The following is a 24,716-nucleotide window of genomic DNA, read 5'->3' on the forward strand; positions in this document are numbered from 1 at the left end:
CTCTCGGCCAGACCCTCTCTCGCGACGTCAGCGGCCCAGTGCAGATCTGACGCGAGCCCGCTCCAGATCCGCAGCGCAGAAGGTGAAAAAGAGCAGCTTCACCAGCATCATGAAGCTGCGCTCTCCAGAGCGCCCAAACCCAGAAAGACTGACCGCTGTCAGCTGAAGCAAGCCGAAATAACCGAATGCCGGAAGGAATTTCAGAAACTTCAGAAACTCACCTTGCGCCCAGCCGAAATGGACGCCCGATACGACGATCAGATTGGAGACTAGGGTAAGCCCCAGAAGAATCGCTTCAGGTCTTATCTTCGCCTTGCCCCCAGGCGCCCTGACCGTCAGGCAGAATATTCCGACAGAACCGAAAGAGAGCGTGCTTCCCGCCAGATAGAATGCGGTACGAAGCGGGCTGCCAGCGTCGCCTCCCGACAATATGACTAGGAAAAAGCCTAACAACGAGGCCGCAGCCAAGCCTGTCACCCGCGTCATAGTAGCCCCAACCGTTCCATAGGCGACGCCCTTAGACGATCTAACGCGGATGAACGAGAGCTCCTAAGCCGACCGCTGCTTCAGCGGCGCCGTGCCGTCCGCCAGACTCTCGGCCAGATAGACCTCCGCCTCCTGGGCCGGGAGCGCCGGCGCATAGCCGAAGCCCTGGCCGTAGTGGCACTGGGCCTCCAGCAGCAGGGCGGCCAGTTCGGCGTTCTCCACTCCTTCGGCGACGACCTCCAGCGACAGGTCGCGGCCCAGGTTGACCACCGACTTGACGATCTTGGCCGAGCCCTCGTCCTTGTTCATCGTCAGGACGAAATAGCGGTCGATCTTCAGCGTATCGAACGGCAGGCGCGCCAGGTACGACAGGGACGAGAAGCCGGTGCCGAAATCGTCCAGCGCCAGCGACGCCCCGACGTCCTTCAGCGACTGCAGCACCTCGGCGGCGTGCGCGGTGTCGCGCATGATGTCGCCCTCGGTCACTTCCAGCTTCAGCGCCCCCTTGGGCAGGCCGCTTTCCTTGATGATCCGGGCCACGTCCTCGCACAGGTGCGGGCGTTCGATCTCGCCGACCGACAGGTTGACGCTGCAGAACAGCTTGCCGGCCAGGGGGTGGCGCTGAATCCATTCGGCCAGCTGCCGCGCCGACTGGGTCATCATCAGCAGGCCCAGCTCGTTCATCATGCCCAGGTCGGCGGTCAGGCCCAGGAATTCGTCCGGCGGGACCAGGCCGCGCTTGGGGTGACGCCAGCGCGCCAGGGCTTCGAAGCCCGCCACCGCCCCGGTCTTCAGGTTCACGATGGGCTGGAAGAAGGGCACGATCTCGCCGCGCACGAAGGCGTTCCTCAGATCCGCCTCCAGGGCCAGACGGCTCAGGCTGTCGCTCTCCAGCGCCCGGCCATAGGCGGCCGATCCGCCGCGCCCGGCGCCCTTGGCCGATTCGACCGCCAGTTCGACCCGGCGCAGCAGCTCGGAGGCGTCCGGCGCGTCCGGCCCGCCCTCGACGACCACGGCCCCGATGGAGACGGTCGGATAGATGTCGAAGCCCGCGACCCGCAGCGGCTGCTCCAGCGCCTCGCGCAGGCGATAGCTGGCGTGGGACGCGGTCTTGGGGATGATGACGGCGAACTCGTCCTCGCCGATCCGCGCAGGCGAGGCCTCCTTGGAGAAGGCCGCCGCCAGGCGCGACCCCAGGGCCGACAGCACCAGATCCGTCCGTTCGTGGCCCAGGGCCTCGTTCAGCCGCCTCAGACGATCGACGTCGCCGACCACGATCTCGTATTCGCCGGCCTGGGTCAGGACCTCGCCGACCCGCGTGATGAAGGCCCGGCGATCCAGCAGGCCGGTCAGCGCATCCCGGTCCGACCCGGCGAACTTGGTCTCCAGCGCCACCACCCCGGCGGCGCGCAGCCCGTCCTCCAGCCAGACCCCACGCCACATGCAGGTGTCGGATCCGCGCATGCGCAGGCGCACCGCGACCTCGGTCCCTTCGTCCTGGGGCTTCAGCATCTTCTCGGCCAGCGACCGGTCCTGCGGCAGGGTCGAGGCGACGAAGCCGGCGCCCGAGCATTCCGGCGCCAGCGGCCCCAGGCCCAGGACGCGCGTCGCGCCGGTGAACCGCAGTTGATCCTGCGACGGCGTCCAGACCCACAGGGCCGTGTCGGCGGCCGCCAGCGCCTCGATGGCGCTCGTGGCGTCCCAGGCCAGGGATCGGGGTCGCGCGGTCAAAGCTGTCGCCCTCTCAAGACGGCGTCCGGCCGCCGCGATCAATCTCGTCCTCGACGAGGCCGAACAGCAGATGATCTGCCCACTCGCCGTTAATTTTCAAATAAGCCCGCGCCAGACCCTCGTTTCGAAAGCCGGATTTCTCAAGCACCCGGCGCGAGGCCTGGTTGGTCGGGAGACAGGCCGCCTCCAGCCGGTGCAGCTTCAGCCGGTCGAAGGCGTAGGCGACCACCGCCCGCATAGCCGCCGTCGCATAGCCGCGCCCGGCGTAGGGCTGGCCGATCCAGTAGCCCAGGGTGCCGGTCTCGGCGACGCCGCGACGCACGTTCGACAGGGTGACGGCGCCCGCCAGGGTCTTGCCGCCATCGACGAAGACGAAAAACGGCCAGGCGTTGCCCAGCTCCATCTCCCGCGCATAGATCGACAGCCGACGCCGGAACGCGCCCTTGCTCAGATCGTCGTCCGGCCAGGCCGGCTCCCACGGTTGAAGATAGTCGCGCGATCCGTCGCGCAGGGCGGACCAGGCCGCATAATCGGACGCCCGCGGCGGCTTCAACAGCACGCCGTCGCCCCGGACCACGGGTCCGGCTACATCGCTCATCCAGTCCAGGAGGGCCATCGAAACACAACCTAGCGCGCCGCCGCCCGCTTGGCGACAGATGCACGCGAATCTGATCCGCGACGGAGTTTTGTTTCCGAGGCGTTACACTGAGACCGACGATCAGGAGCCCTTCATGGCCGCATCTTCGACCGACGCCGCCATCGCCGTGACCCGACTGGGCCTCGGCGCCCGCCCCGGTGAGATCGCGCGCGTCGCGGCCGATCCGCGCGCCTGGGCCCTGGACCAGATCCGCCCCGAAGGCGCGCCTCAACCGGCCGGCCCCTTCGCTGATTCCGGCCAGCGAATGGCGGCTTTCCTCGACTATCAGGGCGATCGGGGCCAGCGGGCCGGCGCATCTGCGGACGCCGAGGCGGTGCGGACGGCGCGCCAGGCGGCCCGTCGCGCGCTCACCGACGACACCGCCCAGGCCTTTCTGACGCGCGCCCGACTGGGCGCCACGACGGCGGATGGATTCGCCGAGCGTTGGGCCCTGTTCTGGGCCAACGCCCTGACCGTGTCGGCGGTCAAGTTCGACAGCGGCGCCTTCATCGACCTTTATGAGCGCGAGGCCGTCCGACCGAACGTCTTCGGCCGGTTCGCGGACCTGGTGGTCGCCGCCGAACAGCATCCGGCCATGCTTCTGTACCTCGACCAGGCGCGGTCAACCGGGCCGGACAGCCCGGCGGGGACGCGACGCAAGGTCGGCCTGAACGAGAATCTGGCCCGCGAGATGCTGGAGCTTCACACCGTGGGCGCCGACGCCGGCTATACTCAGGCCGACGTCACAGAACTGGCCCGCGCCCTGACCGGCTGGTCGATCCCCCGGCCTCAGGATCGCCAGGCCGCTCCCGGAAGGGACCGCGCCCGCCGGGCGGCCCTGGCGGTTGAACCCGGCCCGAACGGCTTCGTCTTCCGCGCCAATATTCATGAACCCGGCCCCCGCACCGTGATGGGCCGGACCTATGTGCAGAGGGGCGCGGCCCAAGGCGAGGCCATCCTGCGGGACCTGGCCCGGCATCCGGCCACGGCCCGGCGTCTGTCGCGCCGGATCGCGGCCCATTTCGTCTCGGACACGCCGCCCGAAACGCTTGTAGCGCGGTTGGAGCGGGCCTGGACCCGATCCGACGGCGACCTGGGCCAGGTCGCGCGCGCCCTGATCGAGGCGCCCGAGACCTGGACGCCCCAGCCGACCAAGATCAAGACGCCCTACGAGTTCATCGTCTCAACCCATCGGGCCCTGGACGTCCCGCCCCAGCGGATCCAACCCCTGCGTCAGGCCCTGGTCGAAATGGGCCAGCCCCCGTTCGCTGCGCCGTCGCCCGAGGGCTGGCCCGACACGGCGGCCGACTGGGCCGGTCCCGACGCCCTGGTCAAACGCCTGAACTGGGCGCGGACCGCCGCCGAAACCGCCCGGACCGCCGACATCGCCGCCGCGGCGCGCGACGCCCTGGGCGACCGGCTGTCCGAACGCACGCGCCTCGCCGTCGCCCGCGCCGAAAGCCGGACCGAGGCCCTCACCCTTCTCCTGATGTCGCCGGAGTTCCAGCGCCGATGACCCGTCTCACCCTCGACCGCCGCACCCTGCTGGGCGCAGCGACCGCCGGCATGGGCCTGGCCTTCGCCGGGCGTGTCGCCGCCCAGACCGGCTCCTCCCGCGCCAAACTGGTGGTGGTCATCGCCCGGGGCGCCATGGACGGCCTGTCCGTCACCATTCCCTACGCCGATCCCGACTATGTCCCCTTGCGCGGCGGCCTGGCGCTGGCGGCGCCGGGCGAACCGAACGGGGCGTTGGATCTCGCCGAAGGGTTCGGCCTGCACCCCGCCCTCGCCGGGCTGCACCAACTGCATGAACAGGGTCAGATGCGGTTCGCCGCCGCCGTGGCCCTGCCGGTGCGAATCCGCTCGCATTTCGAGGCCCAGGACATCCTCGAGAACGGCGGCGAGGCGCTGCGCCAACGCGAGGACGGCTGGCTGAACCGCGCCATTGTCGCGGCGGGCGGCGCGCGGCTGCAGGGCCTGTCGATCGGCGCCCAGACGCCCTTGATCCTGCGCGGCGACGCCCCCGTCTCCAGCTGGGCGCCGGGCGGCCGCGTCAGGGGCGAGGACCGGATCGCCTCCCTGCTGCAGGACCTCTATGTCGATGATCCGATGCTGGGGCAGAACCTGGCGCGCGGCCTGGCGACCGAGGCCCTGGTCGCCGACGGTTCGGGCCAGACCGTCCGCCGCAACGACGTCGAGGCCCTGGGTCGCGCCGTCGCCAGGTTGATGACGGGGGCCGAGGGGGCCGACCTCGTCGCTGTCTCCCTGGACGGCTGGGACACCCACGCCGGTCAACGCGCACAGCTCCAGACGCGGTTGACCGGTCTGGATCAGCTGATTTCAGGCTTGAAGGACGGGCTGGCCGACCAGTGGCCCCGCACCATCGTGGTCGTCGCCACCGAATTCGGCCGCACCGCCCGCGCCAACGGCACCCAGGGCACGGACCACGGCACGGGGTCGTCCCTGTTGCTGGCGGGGGGCGGGCTCAAGCCCGGCGGCCTGATCGGCGACTGGCCGACCCTGGCGGACAATCGCCTGTTCGAAGGTCGCGACCTGACCCCGACCCTGGACATCAGATCCGTGTTCAAGGGCCTGTTGCGCGATCATATGGGTCTTGATCGCGCGGCCCTGGACACCCGAGTCTTCCCCGACAGCGCGGCCGAGGCGCCGACCTTGGGCGGGCTGGCCTGATCTAGGGGTGGCCTGATCAGGCGACTTCGGTCTCGACCGGGATCTTGCAGATGCGGTTCAGGTCGGCGCGGATGGAGCTGCCCTGGAAATGGGACATCTCGGCGCCGGAATAGCCTTCTGCGGACAGGGCCTTGACGACGTCGCCGGTGTTCAGACAGTCAGGAGTGCGGGCGAGCTGGTAGGCGCGCTCCACAACGTGGATGCGGTTCATGGTAGAGCCTTTGCGTGTACCAATCTAACGCGCTCCAAGCTGGACCGTTCCATCGGCTGTAAAATCCTTGTTGCGGCCGCGCTTGCATTTGTCACAAAGACCTGAGTACATAGACTTCGTCGATCTCTCTGCGTAACGCCCACTCTCTCTGCGAACGCACGAGTCAAGGCCGCTCCCATTCAGACCCGACAGGCCGAAGGGACGTTCCCTCGGTCAACTTCTAACGGAGGTCTCAAAATGGCTACCGGCACTGTCAAATGGTTCAACCCCACCAAGGGTTACGGCTTCATCCAACCCGACGACGGCGGCAAGGACGTCTTCGTCCACATCTCCGCCGTTGAAGGCGCTGGCCTGCGCGGCCTGGATGAAAACCAGAAGGTTTCCTACGAGCTGGAACGCGACAAGCGTTCGGGCAAGGAATCCGCTGGCCAGCTGCAAACCATCGGCTGATTTCAGCTTCACCGCTGATTTGGCGACGGCGGCTCCGAAAGGAGCCGCCGTTTTCAATTGGGGCGTCGATTGATGCCGAACGAAAATGTATCGGCCGACCGGATCACGAAAGTGGCTACCAAGCCTTGGCGAGACCTGAAGTTTCAGATCCGCCATACTCCCAGACGAACCCCCTCGCGCCCGCCGTGCAGCAAGCCGTTTCCGCGTCTCGGGCAAGGGCGCGAAGAAGATCAGACCGGCGGGCCTTCGTCTTGGCGAACATGCCGACGTCAAGGCCGATAACGATACGCCAACGATCATCTGGAGCGCGATCATTCGGCTCGACCGTTTCAACCTCGGGGCTCGTCACGAAAGAGGCGACGATGGTCTTGCCCTCATCAATGACGGCAGCCTCTGAGTGCCACCCGTGGTCTTCAGGCCATGCTTCCTCGAAGTTCCAGCCCGATTGGGCGAGAAGTGGCCTCACCTTTCTTTGAAGGTCAGCGCCGATAAGACCGTTAAGCGAAGCCGCCACGTCCTCCGGGGCGTCACGAAGGTTGGGCAGAGCAAACACCGCCGTCCAAGTCACCAGGCCCATACCCACTCCCCCCTGAGTTGAAATTACGCATATCTGGACAGGTTTAACGATCCCTATATGGGTCGTCCGAAGGGGGCTTACGGCATCGATGCTAAACCCGACACTCAAGGACGTCTTCGTCCACATCTCCACCGTCGAAGGCGCTGGCCTGCGCGGCCTGGATGAAAACCAGAGGGTTTCCTACGAGCAGGAACGCGACAAGCGTTCGGGCAAGGAATCCGCTGGCCAGCTGCAAACCATCGGCTGATTTCAGCTTCACAGCTGATTTGGCGACGGCGGCTCCGAAAGGAGCCGCCGTTTTCAATTGGGGCAGGTCCCGGTCGGGACCATAGTCCGCCGCCCGCTTATCGCCCGAAGCAGGTCCGCTCGATGAAGCTTTGAGCAGCGGCCGAGGCCTCTGAAGGATTGTGCCCGCCGTCAAACTCCAGCGCGGCGAACGGCGCCTTGGCGACACGCAGCGCCTCGACCAGAGGCGCATAGTGGTCCGTAAATGGCGCTGCCGGATCCTTGCGACCACCGGCGACGAAGATCGGACGATCCGCCAGATCGGCCGCCCGCTGCGCCAGACCGGACGTGGCGGCGTCGCGCGTGATCGCATTCATGAAGCCGTCCACGCCGTCGGGGCCGAAACGCGTCGTCTCAGGCTCGGCGGCGAAGCTGTCCAGATCCGTCTTCCAGGCCGCGCGATAGTCCGCATCCGCGCCCCAACGCGCACCAATCACGCCCATGTCGGCGGGAACCAAGGCAACGGCGCAGCGCACGCTGTGGTCCGCCGCCGCCGTCTGCAAAGCGACCCAACCGCCGTAGCTCACACCGATCACGCCGATCTTGGTTGCGTCCACACCGCTGGCCGGATCGGTCTTCAACCAGGCCACGGCCGCAGCCCCGTCTTCGCGCGAATGTTGCAGGCTGATCGCGCCCCCGGACGCGCCAGTGCCGCGATACTGGGGAAGCAGCACCGTGTAACCGGCCTTCTGCAGGTCCGTGGCGATGCGTGGGATATTCGGTCCGGCGGGAAAACCGTTGAACAGCACGACGGCCGGCCGTGCGCCTTCGCCTACGCCTTGCAGCAGCCGCGCCGACATGGCGGCGTCGCCGGAAGGTATCGAAACGTCCCGGGGCGCTTCCTGGGCCAGGGCCAAGCCAGGCAGCAGAGCCGCCCCAAGCGCGATCATCAAAGCCTTCATGTCATACGTGTCCTTGTTCAAACTCCGCTCTCAACCCGCAAGAGCGAACAAGAGGCAGTCCAAGGCTCAGTGGCATATCGGGCGTAAAGGTACAGCTTACCGTTTGCTCATGACAATGATTTCACGCGCTTAAATCGGCGGTAAGCTCACCCCTTCGTCTTCTCGATCCACCCCGCAAACGCGTCGATGAACCCCTTCAGGAACTCCCGCGTCCCGTCGTTCTTCAGCGTCCCATCCTCCTCGTTCAGCAGGCCCGCGACATTGCCGATATAGGCTTCGGGCTGCTGCATGGTCGGCATGTTCAGGAAGACCAGAGGCTGGCGCAGGTGGTGGTTGGCGCCGAAGGCGGCCAGGGCGCCGGGCGAGACGCTGACGATGGCGGCGGGCTTGGCCGCCCAGACGCTTTGGCCATAGGGGCGGGAGCCGACGTCCAGAGCGTTCTTCAGTGCGCCGGGGATGGAGCGATTGTATTCCGGCGTCACGAACAGCACGGCCTGGGTCGTCGCCAACTCCTCGCGGAAGCGCGACCAGGCGGCCAGCGGCGTCTCCGTATCCAGGTCGGGATTATACAGCGGCAGGTCGCCGATCTCGATCAACTCCAGCTCCAGCTCGGGCGCGGCCAGGGCCTTCATCTCCAGCCCGATGGCGCGGGAATAGGAGCCTTTACGCAGGCTGCCGACGATCAGGGCGACGCGGACGGGCATGGGAGTCTCCGGGCTGGACGGGTTCAAGCGCCAGCATAACCGATGCGCGCGCTCGACGTTCCGTCAGGCCTTGAACAAGGCCGCCGCGAACGCCTCCCCCGCCGGCGCCGCCGACTTCGGCCCCAGCACGGCGCTGGCCGCCTGGCCGCCCGCCAGGATCCGACCGCCGACCGCCCGCACGTCCTCGACCGTCTGGGCCTCCAGCTGTTCGGTCATGGACAGGCTGGACCGGGGCGCGCCGAAGATCAGGGTCTGGGCGGCGTTGCGGCCAGCCCTGCTCATCGGATTCTCGTCCGACATCCACAGACCGGCCTTCATCACCGCCTTGGCTCGCGACAGTTCCTTTTCGGTCGGCCCGGTCTCGGCCAGGGCCCGCACCTCGCCCGCCGCCACCTGGGCCAGCTCCTTCGCCCGATCCGCCGCCGCGCCCGCATAGATGCCCAGCACCCCCGTATCCTCATACGGCTCCTGATAGGCGTCGATGGCGTAGGCCAGGCCCCGCTCCTCGCGCGCGCTCTGGAACAGGCGCGAGGCCATGCCCCCGCCCAGGATCTCGCCGAACAGCCGCATCGACGACAGGGCCGGGTCGGTCGCCGAAAGCGCCGGCAGCTGGAACACCAGATTGGCCTGTTCGATCTTGCGCGTCAGGGTCGCGTGCCCGCCGACGAAGGCCGCCGGCGACGGGGCCGGAACCGGGGTCGCCACCGCGTCGCCGAACCAGCGCTCGGCCAGGGCCAGCAGCTCGCCCTCCTCCACCGCGCCGGACGCCGACACCACCATCCGGTCGGGTGAATAGAGCCGCGCGCGCCAGGCCTCGACGCTGGCCTTGTCGGCGGGCTTCAGGCTGTCGACCGAACCCAGGATCGGCCGCCCCAGCGGCTGGCCGGTGAAGGCGCGCGTCTGCACCATCTCGAACACATGGTCGTCGGGCGTGTCGAAGGCCTCGGCGATCTCCTGGGCCACCACGTCCTTCTCGCGCTCGATCTCGGCGGGATCCAGGGTGGGGCGGAACACCAGGTCCGACAGCACCTGCAGGTTCAGCGCCAGGGTGCCTTCCAGGCCCCGCACCTCGAAACTGGTGCGCTCATAGCCGGTGGAGGCGTTGATCGTGCCGCCCTCGGCCTCGATCCGCTCGACGATCTCGCGCGCGGCCATGTCGCCGGCGCCCTTGAACACCAGATGCTCCAGCAGGTGCGACCAGCCGGAACGATCCTCCGCCTCCCACCGCGCCCCGCCCTTGACGGTGACGACGACGGCCAGGGTCTTCAGGCCGGGCATGGGGTCGCAGATGACGCGAACGCCGTTGGACAGGGTGTGCAGGGTGGCGGTCAGGGGGTGTCTTTCTTCAGGCGTCTTCGAAGCAGGGCCACATAGAAGCCCGCCAGCACAATCGCCAGCCCGAACCAGGTCAGGGCGTAGCCGAAATGATTGTTGGAAAAGGCCGCCGGCGGGGCGGACGGCTTCAGGGCGCCGAACTCGGGATTGGTCGGGCTGACGGCGAACACCGCCTCGGGCCGCACCGGCCCCTGGACCTCCAGGGCCTTGGCCATGGCCGCCGTGTCGCGGCCATAGAAGCGGCCGTTCGTCGGGGGCGGCGTCATGCCGCCCGGCGGATCGAAGCGGCGGAACTCGCCGATCAGCACCAGCGGCAGGGTGGACTCCGCCACGCGCGGCCGGCCCGAAATCTCGTCGGCCACGAAGCCCCGGTCGATCAGCAGGCTGAAATCCGCATCGACGGGCCGGCAGGCCGAGATCAGCCGCACCCCCGCCACGCCGTCATGGATGGACTGCAGCTCGACATAGGGGGCGGTCGCCAGCCCCGGACAGACGATCAACGCCTTGCGGAACTCCAGATCGCCTCCGTCCGGATCGGCCCCCAGCACCTGTTCCAGCGGCGCGGGCGGTTTCGCCGCCGCCGCCTCGGACGACGCGATCAGCCCCTCTTTCCACTTCAGCCGCTCGACCTGCCACAGGCCCAGACCGATCAGCAGGACCAAGGCCGCGACCGTCAGCAGGGTCAATATCCAGGGAAACCGCCTCATGTCTGGTTCCTGTACTGCAGGCCGATCATCAGCCCCCGCCCCGGCCGCATCAGCGCCAGCGACAGGGCTGCGACCAGCGGCAGCCAGACGATCAGGTGCAGCCACATGGGCGGATGGAATTTGATCTCCACCGCCAAAGCCGAAAACCCGACCAGGAAGCCGGCGATCTGCATGATGAAACTGGCCGGCCCGTCCCCGGTCTGGATGGTGGCGTAGTCCAGCCCACAGGCCTCGCATCCCGCCCGCACCTTCAGGAAACCGGCGAACAGCCGCCCCTGGCCGCAGCGCGGGCACCGCCCCTTAAGGCCCGCCCGCACGGCGGAAACGGCGACGGCGGGAGACGATCCCTCGTCCCCCGCCGTCTCGATCTTGTCGGTGGTGTCCGGGATCAACCGAAGACGACGTAGACGAAGGCGAACAGGAACAGCCAGACCACGTCCACGAAATGCCAGTACCAGGCCGCCGCCTCGAAGCCGAAATGCTTCTGCGGGGTGAAATCGCCGGCCAGCAGGCGGATCAGGCAGACCGCCAGGAAGATGGTGCCGATCAGGACGTGGAAGCCGTGGAAGCCGGTCGCCATGAAGAAGATCGACCCATACAGGCCCGAGTTGGCGGCTTCCTCGTTGAAGAACAGATGCTCGTGCAGGATGTGCTGATATTCGTAGGCCTGAACGCTGGTGAAGAAGACGCCCAGGGCCACGGTGATGACCAGGGCGATCTTGGCGCCCTTGCGGTCGCCGACCTGGATCGCGTGGTGGGCCCAGGTGACTGTGCAGCCGCTCAGCAGCAGGGTGACGGTGTTCAGCAGCGGCAGCTGCCAGGGCGACAGAACCTCAACCCCCTTGGGCGGCCAGGTGGACCAGGCCTTGGCCGTGTCCGCCCAGGTCCCGACTTCCGGCGTCAGGGCCCGCGATTCATGGAACAGGGCCATGTCGAAGAACATCCAGAAGAAGGCGACGAAGAACATCACCTCCGAGGCGATGAACAGGATCATGCCGTAGCGCAGGCCGATCGAGACGACCGGCGTATGGTCGCCCGCCTTGGATTCCTTGATCACGTCCGACCACCAGCCGATGGCCGAGAGCAGAACCCCCGCCAGACCGGCGAAGAAGACGCCCGGCTTGCCCTCGGCCAGGAAGTTGGCGGCGATCGGCCCGTTCTCGGCCGGCGCCAGCCCCTTCATCCAGATCACGGCGCCGATGAACATGATGGTCGCCGCAATGGACGACAGCAGCGGCCACGGACTGGGCGGCACGAGGTGATAGTCGTGGTGCGGAGCGGCGTGCGCGTCGGCCATGCGTTTCATCTCTATATTGGGCTGGCGATGAACTCGCCTTATGCGTCCAGCTATAACCGCCGCTTTTGCGTCGCGCCAGTGCGCCGCCGTGTTTCCGCCGCGATCTCCGGGCTGCTCCCAAACGCGCCACCCTCGGGCTCGTCCCGAGGGCCCACCTGTCCGCCGCACCTCAGGTCGGGCGAGGGTCCGGTGTCTCAACTCCACAGCTTGTAATCGCACTAGACGTGGGCCCTCGGGGAGCCCGAGGGTGACGGGGTTGTGGCGCTACACCCGCGCCTTCAGGGCCTCAAAGGCCGTCTTCGAGAACACCGACAAGGGTTGCGGCGGATCGGTCGGATCGAACCAGCCGATCTCCGACAGCTTGTCCGGCTCGGTCAGCTGCGGCTCGCCGGAGAAGTCCCGCGTCACATAGATCAGCGACACCCAGTGCTGGCCGTCCGCCGGAATGATTTCTTCCGACAGGCACAGGAATTCGATCGCGCCGATCTTCAGCCCGCTCTCCTCTTCGGCCTCGCGACGCGCGGCCTCGGCGGAGATTTCCATGTGATCGACCTTGCCGCCGACGATGTTCCAGTGTCCCGCCTCAGGCGCCTTCAGCCGCTTGCACAGCAGCACCCAGCCATCGGCGCGCTGGATCACCAGCCCACAGCCCACGCCAGGGAAATCCACGCCCGGTCGGGCCATCGAATCAGGCGTTCGGACCCGTCGGCGCGTCGACCGACGGGTAGAAGGTGTAGCTCAGGGTGATCTCGCGGGCGCCCTTGGCCTCGCGGTCCGTGGCCAGTTCGGGGGCGATGAAATACTGCATCGGGAACTGGCGCGTCTCGCCCGCCGCCAGGGTCTGATCCGAGAAGCAGAAACATTGCAGCTTCTGGAAATAGGGGCCGGTGTATTCGGGCACGACATTGTACCCGGCCCGCACCTGGATCGGCTGGTCCGAGGTGTTGGTGACGTCGAAATAGGCCAGGCCCGTCTCGCCGATCCGCACCCTCTGGGTCGTCTGTTCGGCGCGGAAGGTCATGGGCAGGCCGCGCACGTTTGTATCGAACCGAACCAGCACCGTCTGATCCAGCACCGTGTCCGGCGCCTTGTCGGCGCGACGCACCGTGCCGTCGAAGCCCGTGACCTGGCAGAACATCCGATACAGCGGCACGGCCGCGAAGGCCGCGCCCGTCATCCCCATCACGCCCAGGACGCAGACGATGGCGATCAGGTTCTTGCGGCCGGGATTGTTCATCGCGGCGCCCCCGTCGCCTCTTGCAGCAGGGCGCGCTCGGCCGCCTGGTTCTGTTGCAGGCGCAGGACCGTGGTGGTGAAGATCAGGACGATGAAGGCCACCAGGGCCGTCGCGATCCAGACGTTGCGCCGCTTGCGGGCGCGCAGTTCCTCAGGGCTCAGACGCATGGTTCAGGCTCCCAGGCCCGCCACCGCCTCGACCAGGAAGGCCGAGAACAGGGCGACCAGATACAGGATCGAAAAGGCGAACAGGTCACGCGCCGGTTTGGCCTGGGCCTTCACATCATACAATGCGGCCTCGCGTCCCACCGTGTCGGCCTTGTCCGGCTCGTCCCCGGCGCGCGAGCGGTACAGCCGCCAGGCCAAACCGAGGAAGCCCAGCCCCCCGGCGACCGACACCACGGCGTAGATCAGCCCGCCCATGCCCACCAGGGCCGGGGCCACGGCCGAGGCGATGAAGACCAGCGAATAGATCATGATCTGCAACCGCGTGGACTTGGCGCCCCGCGCCACCGGCATCATCGGTATGCCCGCCTTGGCGTAATCGCCGGCCGAATACAGGGCCAGGGCCCACGAATGCGGCGGGGTCCACAGGAAGATGATCAGGAACAGCAGCCAGGCCTGCCACGGCGCCTGGCCCGTCGCCGCCGCCCAGCCGATCACTGGCGGAAAGGCGCCCGCCGCCCCGCCGATGACGATGTTCTGGGGCGTCCTGCGCTTCAGCAGCAGGGTGTAGAAGCCGGCGTAATAGACGATGGTCACGGCCAGCAGCCCGGCCGCAAACCAGTTGGTGTTCATCCCCAGCAGCATGACCGAGAACAGGCTCAGGATGACGCCATAGGCCATGGCGTCATTCTTTCGGACACGCCCCGCCGCCACCGGCCGGCCGCGTGTGCGCCGCATCAGGGCGTCGGTCTCGCCCTCCAGCGCCATGTTCAGCGACCCGGCGGCGCCCGCGCCCACGGCGATGCACAGGATGGCTATGGCGGCGACCAGCGGGTTCATCGACCCCGGCGCCATGACCAGCCCGGTCGCGGCGGTGAAGACCACCACCGACATGACGCGCGGCTTCAGCAGCTGGAAGAAGTCTTCCGGCTGGGCGGTCGAGAGCGCGGGGCGGGTCTGGACGTCCTGGGTCATGGGTTCGGGTGTCATGGGTGAGGGCCGCATAGCATACCCCAAAGCAGAAGGCCGCCCCTTCCGTGGAAAGAGCGGCCCGCCGTTCGGGATGTCAGCCCGGGATCAGTGCTCGTCGCCCTTGACCACCGGCAGTTCGTTGAACTGGTGGGTCGGCGGCGGCGACGACAGGGTCCACTCCAGGGTCGTGGCGCCCTCGCCCCACGGATTGGCGACGCCCGGACGGCGGCGAATGGCGGCCTCGGCCAGCATGACCAGGAAGACCAGCACCCCCACGGCCGTGATCGCGTAACCGATCGACGAAATCTGGTTCCACAGGGTGAAGGCGTCCGGGTAGTCGATGTAGCGGCGCGGCATCCCCTGCAGGCCCAGGAAATGCTGCGGGAAGAACACCAGGTTCACACCCACGAACATGATCCAGAAATGGGTCGCGCCCAGGAACTCGTTGTACTTCACCCCGAACATCTTCTCGAACCAGTAGTAGAAGCCCGCGAAGATGGCGAAGACGGCGCCCAGCGACAGCACATAGTGGAAGTGGGCCACGACATAATAGGTGTCGTGCAGGCTGTAATCGATGCCGGCGTTGGACAGGACGACGCCCGTCACCCCGCCGACGGTGAACAGGAAGATGAAGCCGATCGCCCACAGCATGGGCGTCTTGAAGCTGATGGACCCGCCCCACATGGTGGCGATCCAGCTGAAGATCTTCACCCCCGTCGGCACGGCGATGATCATGGTCGCGGCGATGAAATAGGCGCGCAGGTTCACGCTCATTCCGACCGTGTACATGTGGTGCGCCCAGACGACGAAGCCGACGAAGCCGATGGCCACCATGGCGTAGGCCATGGCCAGGTATCCGAACACCGGCTTGCGGCTGAAGGTCGAGACGATGTGGCTGATGATGCCGAAGCCCGGCAGGATCAGGATGTAGACCTCCGGGTGGCCGAAGAACCAGAACAGGTGCTGGTACATGATCGGGTCGCCGCCGCCGGCCGGGTCGAAGAAGTGGGTGCCGAAGTTACGGTCGGTCAGCAGCATGGTGATGGCGCCGGCCAGGACGGGCAGCGACAGCAGCAGCAGGAAGGCGGTGATCAGCACCGACCAGGCGAACAGCGGCATCCGGTGCAGGGTCATGCCCGGCGCCCGCATGTTCAGGATCGTGGTGATGAAGTTGATCGCCCCCAGGATCGAGCTGGCGCCCGCCACGTGCAGGGCGAAGATGGCCAGGTCGAAGGCGGGGCCGACGTGGCCGGTGGTCGACAGGGGCGGATAGGCCGTCCAGCCCCCGCCGAAGCCCTTGCCCGGCCCGCCGTCGGTGAACATCGACAGGATCAACAGGCACCAGGCGGCGACCAGCAGCCAGAAGGAGATGTTGTTCATGCGCGGGAAGGCCATGTCCGGCGCCCCGATCATGATCGGCACGAACCAGTTGCCGAAGCCGCCGATCATGGCGGGCATGACCATGAAGAAGATCATGATCAGGGCGTGGGCGGTGACCACCGCATTATAGCCGTGCTTGGACTGCTCCACGAGACCCAGAAGCTGGATCGACGAGCCTTCCCTGAAGATCTGGATTCCCGGCTCGGCCAGCTCCCAGCGGATCAGGCCCGACAGCGCCCCGCCCACGATGCCCGCCATGATGGCGAACATCAGATACAGGGTGCCGATGTCCTTGTGATTGGTGGACAGGAACCAGCGCGTGAAGAAGCCCACCTTGTGATCGTCGTGGTGGTGGGCGTCGTGGGCGGGAAGGACGTCGCGGGTCGAAACGGTTGCGTCAGCCATGGAACTGCTCGCCTCTTACTGGGCGGCCGGCGCGGCGGAGGCCGCGGCGGGAGCGGGTTGAACGGTCGGCGCAGTCGGCGTCGTCGCCGTCTGGGCGGTGGGGACGCCGGTCTGGGCGCCGGCTTCGGGTCCGGTCGTCGCCGTGCCGACCACAGGAGCGCCGGTCGTGCCGGCCTCGACCTGGGCGGTGGTTCCGCCGGGCGCGGCCTCGGCCGTCTTCGGCGTCATGGAGCCGCCCTTGGAGGCGATCCAGCGTTCGAACTCGGCCTGGGTCACGACATTGATCTGGATCGGCATGAAGGCGTGGTCGACGCCGCACAGTTCCGAGCACTGGCCGTAGAAGACGCCGGTACGCTCGGCCTTGAACCAGGTCTCGTTGACCCGGCCGGGCACGGCGTCGGTCTTCAGCCCGAAGGCCGGCAGGGCCACGGCGTGGATCACGTCCGAGGCGGTGATCAGCAGGCGCACCGTCTTGCCGACCGGCACCACCATCGGCTCGTCGGCGGCCAGGCGATAGACGCTGTGCGACAGACCGCGCTCGGCCAGCTCGGCCTCGGGCACCATGTTGGAGATATATTCGGCCACGCCCTGGTCGGGATATTCGTAGGCCCAGTTCCACTGGTTGCCCGTGACCTTCACCGTCAGGTCCGGCTCGGGCATGTCGTGATAGGCGAACAGCAGGCGGAAGGAGAACAGCGAAATCCCCACCAGGATCACCACCGGCAGGACGGTCCAGATGATCTCGACCGTGGTGTTGTGGCTCCAGCGCGCGGGCGTCGGATTGGATCTCTTGTTGTAGCGGAACACGATCCAGGCCAGCAGGCCCAGCACCAGCAGGGTGATGCCGGTGATGACGGGCATCAGGACGATGTCATGGAACCAGATGGCGTCGTGCTTCAGCGGCGCGGCGGCCGGCTGAAGATCGATGCCGCCCGGCGTCGGCTGGCCCATCAGATCCTGCGCCCACGTCGGCGCGGCGGAGAACAGGGCGATCCCGACGGCTGTCGTCGCCGCCGTCGCTCCTGCCTTCGCTCTTCCCAGGGCTCGCGTCCCCATTCCCATACGAAGTCCCCACAATATCGTTTTTCAGCAGAGACTTGAGAACGAATCTCAAGTCTTCGCGCGGGCATGTTCTCCACCCGTCACTTCCTTGAGTCCCTATCGGATCGCCCTTCGCTTGCCAAGCGATCCGGCGCTCCATCCGCCGCAAACTCGCCCCAAACCCGTCCGCCCCCTCATCGAACCGCGTTGGATTAAACCTTCGTCATGTTTAAACAGGTACCTTGCGTCACAAGGTACCTTGTCGTAGTCAATCCCCATCAGAGGAGAGATCGAGGTGACAGAAACCATCGAGATACAGCTGAAGAAGGGGGTTCTGGGACTGTGCGTCCTGGCGCTCCTGAACCGGGCGGACAGCTACGCCTACGAAATCGCCAGCCGTCTGTCGGACGCGATCGATATGGGGGAAGGCACAATCTACCCCCTGATGCGGCGGATGCAGTCGGACGGACAGGTCGAGACCTATCTGGTCGAATCCTCGTCCGGCCCGTCCCGCAAATATTATCGCCTGACCGACGCCGGACGGACGGCCCTGGCCGCCCAGACCGTCGAATGGTCGGCCTTCACCCAAGCGGTCGACGCCGTCCTGGCGAACGACGCAACCACGATCCAGACGCCGGAGCCCCAGGCTGCCGACACTCAACCGGAGGGAGAGGAACAATGACGCGCGCGGAATTCATCGCCCGTCTCAGAAGCGGCCTGGTCGGATTGCCGACCGCCACGGCGACCGACATCATCGCCGACTATGAGACCCATTTCGCCGACGGCCTGGCCGCCGGCCGCACCGAGGCCGAGGTGGCCGCCGCTCTGGGCGATCCGGGCCGGCTGGCCCGCGAACTGAAGGCCGAGGCCGGGATCCAGCGCTGGCGTCAGGAGAAGAACCCCTCCGCCGCCGCCGCCGCCGTCTTCGCCGTCCTGGGCCTGGGGGCCATCGACATCCTGATCCTCCTGCCCATTCTGATGGGCGTAATCGGGACCATCTTCGGCTTCTTCATCGCCGCCATCGCCCTGTTCATCTCGGGCGGCGGCGTCATGGTGGCCGGTCCCTTCGCCGGCTTCCCCGGCGGCCCGTTCGCCGCCATCCTGATGGGTCTGGGCCTGATGGCCGGGGCCGTCTTCATCGGCGCCCTTCTGACCATCGTCACCATCTGGCTGGTCAACGGCATCGTTTGGTTCGCCCGCCTGCACTACCGGCTGCTGAAGCCGGCGCTTGAACCCCAATCCGAAACCCAGTCCGAAACGACGAGCACCGGAGGCTCGCTATGATCCGCACACTGTTCATCATCGCCGGCGCCGCCCTGGTGCTCTGCATGGTCACCCTGGGCGGGGCCATCGCCCTCGGCGGCCACGACCTGCAACGCCACGGCTGGGCTTGGACCATCAAGGACCGGGACGGCGAGTCGATCCGCTTCGAACGGATCAAGGGCGGCGGGACCGACGATCTCGGCCCCTTCACCACCCGCACCCTGGCCTGGACCGGCGGCGAGGCCCTGACGGTCGAATCCAGCATCAATGTCGAATATGTCCAGGGCCCGGCCAACACCGTGGTCGTCACCGGTCCCAAGGGGCTGACCGACCGCGTCACCCTGACCGACGGCCGCCTGTCCCTGGGCGACGGCGACGAACGGATCGTGTGGGGCTGGGACAGCGGCAACTTCTCCGCCCGGTCGGAACGCGACGAACTGCGCGTCGTCGTCACGGCCCCGAACGTCCGCCGCTTCGCCTCCAACGGCTCGGGCGACCTGGACATCACCGCCTATGACCAGCCCTCGATGGCCCTGTCGATCTCCGGTTCGGCCGATGTCACCGCCTCGGGCCGCACCGACGCCCTGGATCTCAACATCGCCGGTTCGGGCGACGCCGATCTGCGGGCCCTGGACGCCAAGGACGCCAGGATCGACATCGCCGGCTCCGGCGACGCCGACATCGCCCCCACCGGCGACGTCGAGGTGAGCATCGCGGGCTCCGGCGACGTCAGCCTGGCGACCCGTCCAGCCAAGCTGACCAGCGAAATCGCCGGCTCCGGCGACGTCTATCAGAACTGAAAGGACCAGACCCTCCCTCGCTTGCGGGGGAGGGTCCGCGACTGCATGAACGTGGTGCGGGGCTGAACCTTACAGGCCCCCTCCGTCACGGCGCTCTGCGCCGCGACACCTCCCCCAAGGGGGGAGGAATGCGAACACCGAAATCCTCCCCCCTTGGGGGAGGTGGATCGCCGGCGAAGCCGGCGAGACGGAGGGGGCCCGAACGGCCCCAACTGTCACAATGACGCTGGTCTCACTCCAGCAATTCCAACAGCTTGTCAGTTTCTCGCCCCGACTTCCGCGCCAGGGTTTCCCCACCCCCTATAATCACTCCCGGTCTCGTCGCTTGGAGGGCTCGCTTGGCCTGCGACCTTGCGGCGGCGAGAGCGGATGGAACGGGAGCGGGGGTGCAACTCCCCCGCGCCGGCGGCGACACATGGTGCGCCGCCGGAGGGTCGAGGGGGATACTCGGCCGCACTCGGGACAGGGTTCGCAGACCCTGCCGACCCGTCGCAGGCTTATGGGGTTAGGCGATAAGACCGCCACCGCTCGGCGCCCCGAGCTTGCAGGCCAACCACCCGCGCGGGGCGTCAAACCTTCGTCGAAACGGTACTCAACACTCCAAACTCCGGGCGAAGGCCCGGCGCCCCGCCCAGCCCTCCGCTTCCAAAGGGCCTCAAACTCCGCCGAAGGGACGGAGCGTTTCGTCACGCCTTCACCCTGCCCTTCATTCCCGCTAAGCCATGCCCATGACCACCGCCCCTCTTCCCGACGCCGGCGCCAACTGGGTGGACCGCCATGCGCCGCAGCGGATGAAGCCCTGGCTGAAGCTGGGTCGGTTCGACCGGCCCATCGGCGTCTGGCTGCTGCTGTTGCCCGGCTGGCAGGGGATCGTCCTGGCCCTGGCCCAGTATCGGCAGGCGCCCGGCCTCTATGACCTGTGGCTGTTCGTCGGTTTCGGCATCGGGGCCTGTCTGATGCGCGCCGCCGGTTGCGCCTTCAACGACATCGTCGATCGCGACTTCGACGCCCAGGTCGCCCGCACCGCGCGGCGCCCCATTCCCGCCGGCCTGATCAGCGTCAAACAGGCCTGGGCCTTCGTGGTCGGCTGCAGCCTGATCAGCCTGCTGATCCTGCTGACCCTGCCCGTCGTCGCCATCCTGCTGGGCGTCGGCTCCCTGGCCCTGGTCGCCGCCTATCCCTTCATGAAGCGGATCACCTGGTGGCCCCAGGCCTGGCTGGGCTTGACCTTCAACTGGGGTGCCCTGATGGGCTTCGCCGCCGCCCTGCCCCTGGCCGCCGCTGCCCTGCTGCTGCCAGCCGACATCCTGGGCGAGTTCCGCCCCTTCCTCTGGTCCGCCCCCAGCGACAGCGACCACGCCGTCACCCTGGTCTGGCAGGCCTATATCCCCGCCGTCCTCCTCTGGCTCGGCGGCGTCTTTTGGACCCTAGGTTACGACACCATCTACGCCCTGCAGGACATCGAGGACGACGCCATGATCGGGGTCAAATCCTCGGCCCGCCGCCTGGCTTCGGCCGTGCGTCCCGGCGTCGCCGTCTTCTATGTCGTCAGCCTGGTCCTGGCCGTCCTGGTCGGTCTGTCGGCCGGCCTCGGCCCTTTGTTCTGGCTGGGCCTGGGCCTCTACGCCGCCCACCTGGCCCGCCAGGTCGTCCGCCTCGACCGCACCGACGGCGCCCTGGCGCTGAAACTGTTCAAGTCCAACCGAGAGGCCGGCTTCATCCTGCTGGCCGCCCTCGCCCTCGGATCCATCGGCCTGTGAAGGAGTCTCCCATGAACCGTTCCGTTCGCATCCTGCTGCTGTCCGTCGCCGTCGCGGCCACCGTCGCCGCCTGTCAGCGCCGCGACGACAAGGTCGAGGCTCCGGCCCCCGCCCCGGCCGCGCCCGCGCCCGTCAACCCGGCCGCAGCCGGCGCGCCGATGAGTTTCGACTCCAAGACCCAGTACGCCACGGTCAAACTGACCCTGCCGGACGCGATCAAGTCCAAGCCCGACCTGCACGCCCCCCTCTACGCCGCCGCCGTGCGCGACCTGCGCCAGTTCTCCGAAGGCGCCCAGGCCGACCTGTCCGAGGCCGGCGGCGGCCCCGGCGGCTACGAGAAGACCATCGCCTTCGACCCCGGCGCCGAGACCGGCAAACTGTTCAGCCTGGCCCGCACCGATTTCGAGTTCACCGGCGGCGCCCATCCCAACACCAGCTTCTCGGCCGTCCTGTGGGACAAGGCGATGAAGAAGCGGCTGGGTTTCGCCGACCTGTTCCGCCCCGGCGTCGATCTGTCCGGCCTGGACAAGGCCCTGTGCGACGCGGCCAACGCCGCCAAACAGGCCCGCTCGCCGGGGTCCGAGACCGCGACCCTGGGCGGCAAGATGTGGACCTGCCCCAAGGCCGTCGCCACCCCCTTCGTCCTGACGCCCGGCACGACGCCGGGCAAGGCGGGCGGGATCACCTTCCTGCTGGGCGCCTATCAGATCGGCCCCTATTCGGACGGCCCCTACCAGATCGCCCTGCCCCAGTCGGTCTTCCGCTCCCTGCTGAACCCCGCCTACGCCGACGAGTTCGCCGGCGCGCCGGTCAAGGCGGGGGACGTGACGCCGAAGAACGGCTGATCAGTCGGTCAGGAACTGATCCACCAGTTCGGCGAACCGCTGGGGCTGGTCGGCCATGATGAAATGCCGGCTGCCGTCGACGCGGATCAGCTTGACGCCGGGCAGGGTCGCATACTCCCGCGTCCACAGCGCGTCGGCCATAGCGGCCGGCGCGCCGCCGTCGGCGTCGGAGGCGTACAGCGCCGTGACCGGCGTCGCCATGGCCGCCAGATTGGGCCGAACGTCGGTGGTCATCACCTCGCGGATGGCGGTCGCCAGGGCCTGACGGTCCGAGGCCAGGCTCCATTCGACCATGGCCGCCCGCGTCGCCGGATCGCGCGCCAGACCGACCGCCCCCTGCTGCTGGGCGGCGCGCAACGCGGCGTCGTCCTGGATCAGCAGAGCCTGGGCCGCCTGGTCGGCGAAGGGCCGGGCCGTCGCCGGCGTCACCTGGGGACCGAACAGCGCCGAGAAGAAGGGCAGATTGTCCACCGCCATCACCCGCCCCACCGCCTCGGGATGGCGCTGCGCCAGCATCAGGGCCGACAGACCGCCCATCGAATGGCCGATGACCGCAGGCTTGCTCAGCCCCGCCGACTGCACATATCCCGCCAGGGCCTCGACCGCCGGCTCCAGCAGAGGTCCGTCCCCATGCGTCCAGGCCTCCCCGGCAAAGCCCGCCAACTGGACCAGATGCACCCGGTGCGTCGCCTTCAGCCGATCCGCCGTCGCCCGCCACACCTCCCGCGAGCAGCTATAGCCGGGGATCAGGATCACATCGGGGCCGGCGCCGACCACCTCGACCGACAGCCGGTCCGAAATAAAGGCCGGAGCGCCCGCCGGGGCCTGGATGGGGGCGGCGGAGGCCGCGCCGCCCGCAGACAGGGCGACCACGGAGGCCAGAAGCAGGGCGCGCAGCATCGGGCGCGCGCGGCAATGCGCGAACATCATGACAGTCTCTCCAAATGTAAGGTTATTCTGACCTTGGGGTCAGCCCGCGTGCGGGTTCTCGAAAATGTCCTCGACCGGGCGGTCGAAGGCGGCGGCGATGCGATAGGCCAGGTCCAGCGACGGATCATGCCGCTCGGTCTCCAGGGCGATCACCGCCTGTCGCGACACGCCCAGCGCCTGGCCCAACTGTTCCTGGGTCCAGCCGCGCTCGACGCGCAGCAGTTTCAGACGGTTCTTCATCGGCTGGTCTTTATGAAGGGCGACACGATGCCGTACATCGCCCAGAACAACGGCACGATCAGCCAGGTCTGGATATGAGGCGCCCCGGCGAAAGTCTCGCCAAAGCCCCAGAACGTCGCCACGGCCATCGCCAAGCCCGCCGCTACGATGAACTGTTTGGCGGTCACGCCGCGCACGAACTCATCGCTCTCGCGCATCAGCGCAAGGGTGGCCCAGATCTGACCGATCACCGGCGCTGACAACACCGCCGCCAGCCCCCACGCCACTGGCTTGCCAATGATCTCGTCGAACGCGTCTGTGGTCATCATCGAAATGCAGATCGCGACATAGGGCACGGAAAACGCCATCGTGCGAATGATATAACGCCGATGCGCGGGCGTTCCGTTTCTCCAGGCAGTAAACATCTTGGACCTCCTTGTGTAAGGACAACCTGACACCAACTACATGTCATGTCAACCTGACTTTTTGTCAGGCGCGCCCCACATTCATCCCGTGCTTTGCCGACGCAGCCCGCACCCTTAGGGTGCCGCCATGACCGTCCTCAATCCCGCCGCTTTCATCCGCGCCAACACGCGACTTCAGAGCGTGCCGCATGCACCGGAAATCTCGCTTTGGCTGGCGGACGAGATCACGCCGATCTGGCGCATGACGGAAGAGGAGCTGGGCGAATTGGGCCTGCCGCCGCCCTTCTGGGCCTTCGCCTGGGCCGGAGGGCAGGCGCTGAGCCGCTATCTGCTGGATCATCCGCACGAGGTGGCGGGCAAACGGGTGCTGGACTTCGCGACCGGTTCGGGCCTGGTCGGGGTGGCGGCCATGCGGGCCGGCGCCGCCTCGGTGCTGTGCGCCGACATCGATCCCTTCTGCCAGGCCGCCGTCGCCGCCAACGCCCAGGCCAACGGCGTGGTCTTGGACTTCACTCCGCTCAATCTGCTGGACGCCCCGCCGCCGGCCGTGGACGTCATCTGCGCCGGCGACATCTGCTACGAAAAGCCGATGACCGAGGCCGTGCTGGCCTGGCTGGGCCAGGCCCGCGCCGCCGGAACCCGTGTCCTGATCGGCGATCCCGGCCGCACCTATTTTCCCCGCTCGGGCCTGGATTTCCTGGCGGAATACAGCGTGCCCACGACCAGAGAGCTGGAGGACCTGGAAATCAAGCGGTCCTCCGTCTGGGCCATGCCGTGAGGTCACGGCGCGGCCGCGCTTGCCCCTCGCGCCGTCGCCGCCCATCTTCAAGAACATGAGACCGATCGCGACCCTTTCCGTAGTGATCGCCGCCATGGCCTCCAGCGCCGTGGCGCAAACCCCGCCCTATGTCCCGCCTTACACCGCGCCCTACGGCGCCTATCCCGGCGGCGGTCCTGCGGCGATCGCCGACCAGCATCGCTATGAAAACGACCGGCTGCGGCGACAATCCGAGGCCAACGCCGCCCTGGCCCGACAGCAGCAGATCGAAACCCGTCAGCGCCTGATGCAGATCGAGGCCGCGCGCGAACCGACCGTATCGCCGGCCGTCCCCGCCCGCCCCCTGTATGACGTCGCCCAAGAGCGCAGCCTGCGCGAAGGCGCCGCCGCTCGTCGCCAACAGACCCGCCAGGGCGTGACCCAGATCGATGACTGGCTGGATCGGCCGAACTGACGCATCCCTTCCCTTCTCTCCGCGTTCCGG

Annotated in this window: 30 protein-coding genes and 1 pseudogene; 11 read left to right on the top strand and 20 right to left on the bottom strand. The window is 67.6% G+C overall.

Annotated elements, in window-relative coordinates; translation table 11 throughout:
* Nucleotides 1-27: 27 nt before the first annotated feature.
* From GGR11_RS15150 to GGR11_RS15160, 3 genes are all read right to left on the bottom strand, one after another.
* On the bottom strand, nt 28-486 hold the full coding sequence (locus GGR11_RS15150) for a hypothetical protein (RefSeq protein WP_183198325.1): 459 nt from the start codon (nt 484-486) through the stop codon (nt 28-30).
* Nucleotides 487-549: 63 nt separating this feature from the next.
* Nucleotides 550-2,217 carry a putative bifunctional diguanylate cyclase/phosphodiesterase gene (locus tag GGR11_RS15155; RefSeq protein WP_183198327.1) on the bottom strand — a complete coding sequence of 556 codons (1,668 nt, stop codon included), beginning with the start codon at nt 2,215-2,217 and terminating at the stop codon, nt 550-552.
* A gap of 13 nt (nt 2,218-2,230) precedes the next feature.
* Nucleotides 2,231-2,833, bottom strand: coding sequence for a GNAT family N-acetyltransferase (locus GGR11_RS15160; RefSeq protein WP_183198329.1), 603 nt, complete (start codon nt 2,831-2,833; stop codon nt 2,231-2,233).
* 115 nt (nt 2,834-2,948) lie between these two features.
* On the opposite strand from GGR11_RS15160, the gene GGR11_RS15165 reads away from it, so the two are divergent.
* Together GGR11_RS15165 and GGR11_RS15170 are read left to right on the top strand one after the other, a co-directional pair.
* The gene (locus tag GGR11_RS15165; RefSeq protein WP_183198332.1) at nt 2,949-4,370 is read left to right on the top strand and encodes a DUF1800 domain-containing protein; all 1,422 of its coding nucleotides are present in this window, start codon (nt 2,949-2,951) and stop codon (nt 4,368-4,370) included.
* A complete protein-coding gene (locus GGR11_RS15170; RefSeq protein WP_183198334.1) occupies nt 4,367-5,545 on the top strand; it encodes a DUF1501 domain-containing protein in 1,179 nt (392 codons plus the stop codon). Before GGR11_RS15165 ends, GGR11_RS15170 begins: the two co-directional genes overlap by 4 nt.
* 16 nt (nt 5,546-5,561) lie before the next feature.
* Here GGR11_RS15170 and GGR11_RS15175 read toward each other — a convergent pair whose 3' ends face one another.
* Entirely contained in the window at nt 5,562-5,756 is a 195-nt protein-coding gene (locus GGR11_RS15175) for a hypothetical protein (RefSeq protein ID WP_008262034.1), read from the bottom strand.
* Between the two features lie 237 nt (nt 5,757-5,993).
* Here GGR11_RS15175 and GGR11_RS15180 point away from each other — a divergent pair, with 237 nt between their 5' ends.
* On the top strand, nt 5,994-6,206 hold the full coding sequence (locus GGR11_RS15180; protein ID WP_008260410.1) for a cold-shock protein: 213 nt from the start codon (nt 5,994-5,996) through the stop codon (nt 6,204-6,206).
* A gap of 115 nt (nt 6,207-6,321) precedes the next feature.
* Here the strand turns inward: GGR11_RS15180 and GGR11_RS15185 are convergent, their stop codons facing one another.
* A complete protein-coding gene (locus tag GGR11_RS15185) occupies nt 6,322-6,783 on the bottom strand; it encodes a hypothetical protein (protein WP_183198336.1) in 462 nt (153 codons plus the stop codon).
* Nucleotides 6,784-6,889: 106 nt separating this feature from the next.
* Here GGR11_RS15185 and GGR11_RS15190 point away from each other — a divergent pair.
* Nucleotides 6,890-7,030 (top strand): annotated as a pseudogene (locus GGR11_RS15190) (cold-shock protein); the annotation flags it as partial.
* Nucleotides 7,031-7,127: 97 nt separating this feature from the next.
* Here the strand turns inward: GGR11_RS15190 and GGR11_RS15195 are convergent.
* From GGR11_RS15195 to coxB, 12 genes are all read right to left on the bottom strand, one after another.
* A complete protein-coding gene (locus tag GGR11_RS15195) occupies nt 7,128-7,991 on the bottom strand; it encodes an alpha/beta hydrolase family protein (protein WP_183198338.1) in 864 nt (287 codons plus the stop codon).
* A gap of 125 nt (nt 7,992-8,116) precedes the next feature.
* A complete protein-coding gene (locus GGR11_RS15200; RefSeq protein WP_183198340.1) occupies nt 8,117-8,674 on the bottom strand; it encodes an NADPH-dependent FMN reductase in 558 nt (185 codons plus the stop codon).
* A gap of 63 nt (nt 8,675-8,737) precedes the next feature.
* Complete coding sequence (locus GGR11_RS15205; RefSeq protein ID WP_183198342.1) at nt 8,738-9,952, bottom strand: M16 family metallopeptidase; 1,215 nt, start codon at nt 9,950-9,952, stop codon at nt 8,738-8,740.
* A gap of 50 nt (nt 9,953-10,002) precedes the next feature.
* The gene (locus GGR11_RS15210; protein WP_183198344.1) at nt 10,003-10,716 is read right to left on the bottom strand and encodes an SURF1 family protein; all 714 of its coding nucleotides are present in this window, start codon (nt 10,714-10,716) and stop codon (nt 10,003-10,005) included.
* The gene (locus GGR11_RS15215; RefSeq protein WP_183198345.1) at nt 10,713-11,108 is read right to left on the bottom strand and encodes a DUF983 domain-containing protein; all 396 of its coding nucleotides are present in this window, start codon (nt 11,106-11,108) and stop codon (nt 10,713-10,715) included. The genes GGR11_RS15210 and GGR11_RS15215 overlap by 4 nt, the downstream gene beginning before the upstream one ends.
* Nucleotides 11,105-12,013: a cytochrome c oxidase subunit 3 gene (locus GGR11_RS15220; RefSeq protein ID WP_183198347.1), complete on the bottom strand. Its 909-nt coding sequence runs from the start codon at nt 12,011-12,013 to the stop codon at nt 11,105-11,107. Before GGR11_RS15220 ends, GGR11_RS15215 begins: the two co-directional genes overlap by 4 nt.
* Nucleotides 12,014-12,277: 264 nt before the next feature.
* A complete protein-coding gene (locus GGR11_RS15225; RefSeq protein ID WP_183198349.1) occupies nt 12,278-12,697 on the bottom strand; it encodes an NUDIX domain-containing protein in 420 nt (139 codons plus the stop codon).
* A 4-nt stretch (nt 12,698-12,701) separates the two neighbouring features.
* Nucleotides 12,702-13,250, bottom strand: a complete 549-nt coding sequence (locus tag GGR11_RS15230) for a cytochrome c oxidase assembly protein (protein ID WP_183198351.1) — start codon at nt 13,248-13,250, stop codon at nt 12,702-12,704.
* Nucleotides 13,247-13,417, bottom strand: a complete 171-nt coding sequence (locus GGR11_RS15235; RefSeq protein ID WP_183198353.1) for a hypothetical protein — start codon at nt 13,415-13,417, stop codon at nt 13,247-13,249. Before GGR11_RS15235 ends, GGR11_RS15230 begins: the two co-directional genes overlap by 4 nt.
* 3 nt (nt 13,418-13,420) lie before the next feature.
* Entirely contained in the window at nt 13,421-14,404 is a 984-nt protein-coding gene (cyoE, locus tag GGR11_RS15240) for a heme o synthase (protein WP_183198355.1), read from the bottom strand.
* An 87-nt stretch (nt 14,405-14,491) separates the two neighbouring features.
* Nucleotides 14,492-16,171, bottom strand: a complete 1,680-nt coding sequence (gene ctaD, locus GGR11_RS15245; protein WP_183198357.1) for a cytochrome c oxidase subunit I — start codon at nt 16,169-16,171, stop codon at nt 14,492-14,494.
* Between the two features lie 15 nt (nt 16,172-16,186).
* A complete protein-coding gene (coxB, locus tag GGR11_RS15250; RefSeq protein ID WP_221205338.1) occupies nt 16,187-17,233 on the bottom strand; it encodes a cytochrome c oxidase subunit II in 1,047 nt (348 codons plus the stop codon).
* 274 nt (nt 17,234-17,507) lie between these two features.
* Here coxB and GGR11_RS15255 point away from each other — a divergent pair, with 274 nt between their 5' ends.
* The 5 genes from GGR11_RS15255 to GGR11_RS15275 all read left to right on the top strand — a co-directional run bounded on the left by GGR11_RS15255 (nt 17,508) and on the right by GGR11_RS15275 (nt 21,880).
* A complete protein-coding gene (locus tag GGR11_RS15255) occupies nt 17,508-17,894 on the top strand; it encodes a helix-turn-helix transcriptional regulator (protein WP_183198361.1) in 387 nt (128 codons plus the stop codon).
* A complete protein-coding gene (locus GGR11_RS15260) occupies nt 17,891-18,496 on the top strand; it encodes a DUF1700 domain-containing protein (protein WP_183198363.1) in 606 nt (201 codons plus the stop codon). Before GGR11_RS15255 ends, GGR11_RS15260 begins: the two co-directional genes overlap by 4 nt.
* Complete coding sequence (locus tag GGR11_RS15265) at nt 18,493-19,275, top strand: GIN domain-containing protein (RefSeq protein WP_183198365.1); 783 nt, start codon at nt 18,493-18,495, stop codon at nt 19,273-19,275. Before GGR11_RS15260 ends, GGR11_RS15265 begins: the two co-directional genes overlap by 4 nt.
* Nucleotides 19,276-20,003: 728 nt before the next feature.
* The gene (locus GGR11_RS15270) at nt 20,004-21,035 is read left to right on the top strand and encodes a UbiA family prenyltransferase (RefSeq protein ID WP_183198367.1); all 1,032 of its coding nucleotides are present in this window, start codon (nt 20,004-20,006) and stop codon (nt 21,033-21,035) included.
* 11 nt (nt 21,036-21,046) lie between these two features.
* Nucleotides 21,047-21,880, top strand: a complete 834-nt coding sequence (locus tag GGR11_RS15275) for a DUF3298 and DUF4163 domain-containing protein (protein ID WP_183198370.1) — start codon at nt 21,047-21,049, stop codon at nt 21,878-21,880.
* Here GGR11_RS15275 and GGR11_RS15280 read toward each other — a convergent pair whose 3' ends face one another.
* The 3 genes from GGR11_RS15280 to GGR11_RS15290 are packed head-to-tail and all read right to left on the bottom strand — an operon-like array spanning nt 21,881 to nt 23,454.
* A complete protein-coding gene (locus tag GGR11_RS15280) occupies nt 21,881-22,810 on the bottom strand; it encodes an alpha/beta fold hydrolase (RefSeq protein ID WP_183198372.1) in 930 nt (309 codons plus the stop codon).
* 39 nt (nt 22,811-22,849) lie between these two features.
* On the bottom strand, nt 22,850-23,050 hold the full coding sequence (locus tag GGR11_RS15285; RefSeq protein ID WP_183198374.1) for a helix-turn-helix transcriptional regulator: 201 nt from the start codon (nt 23,048-23,050) through the stop codon (nt 22,850-22,852).
* Entirely contained in the window at nt 23,047-23,454 is a 408-nt protein-coding gene (locus tag GGR11_RS15290) for a hypothetical protein (protein ID WP_183198376.1), read from the bottom strand. Before GGR11_RS15290 ends, GGR11_RS15285 begins: the two co-directional genes overlap by 4 nt.
* Nucleotides 23,455-23,581: 127 nt before the next feature.
* On the opposite strand from GGR11_RS15290, the gene GGR11_RS15295 reads away from it, so the two are divergent.
* On the top strand, nt 23,582-24,232 hold the full coding sequence (locus tag GGR11_RS15295; RefSeq protein ID WP_183198378.1) for a class I SAM-dependent methyltransferase: 651 nt from the start codon (nt 23,582-23,584) through the stop codon (nt 24,230-24,232).
* A 55-nt stretch (nt 24,233-24,287) separates the two neighbouring features.
* Complete coding sequence (locus GGR11_RS15300) at nt 24,288-24,686, top strand: hypothetical protein (RefSeq protein ID WP_246331925.1); 399 nt, start codon at nt 24,288-24,290, stop codon at nt 24,684-24,686.
* The last annotated feature ends 30 nt before the right edge of the window (nt 24,687-24,716 follow it).

This window comes from Brevundimonas mediterranea, from assembly GCF_014196125.1.
In the GTDB taxonomy this organism is placed as follows: domain Bacteria; phylum Pseudomonadota; class Alphaproteobacteria; order Caulobacterales; family Caulobacteraceae; genus Brevundimonas; species Brevundimonas mediterranea.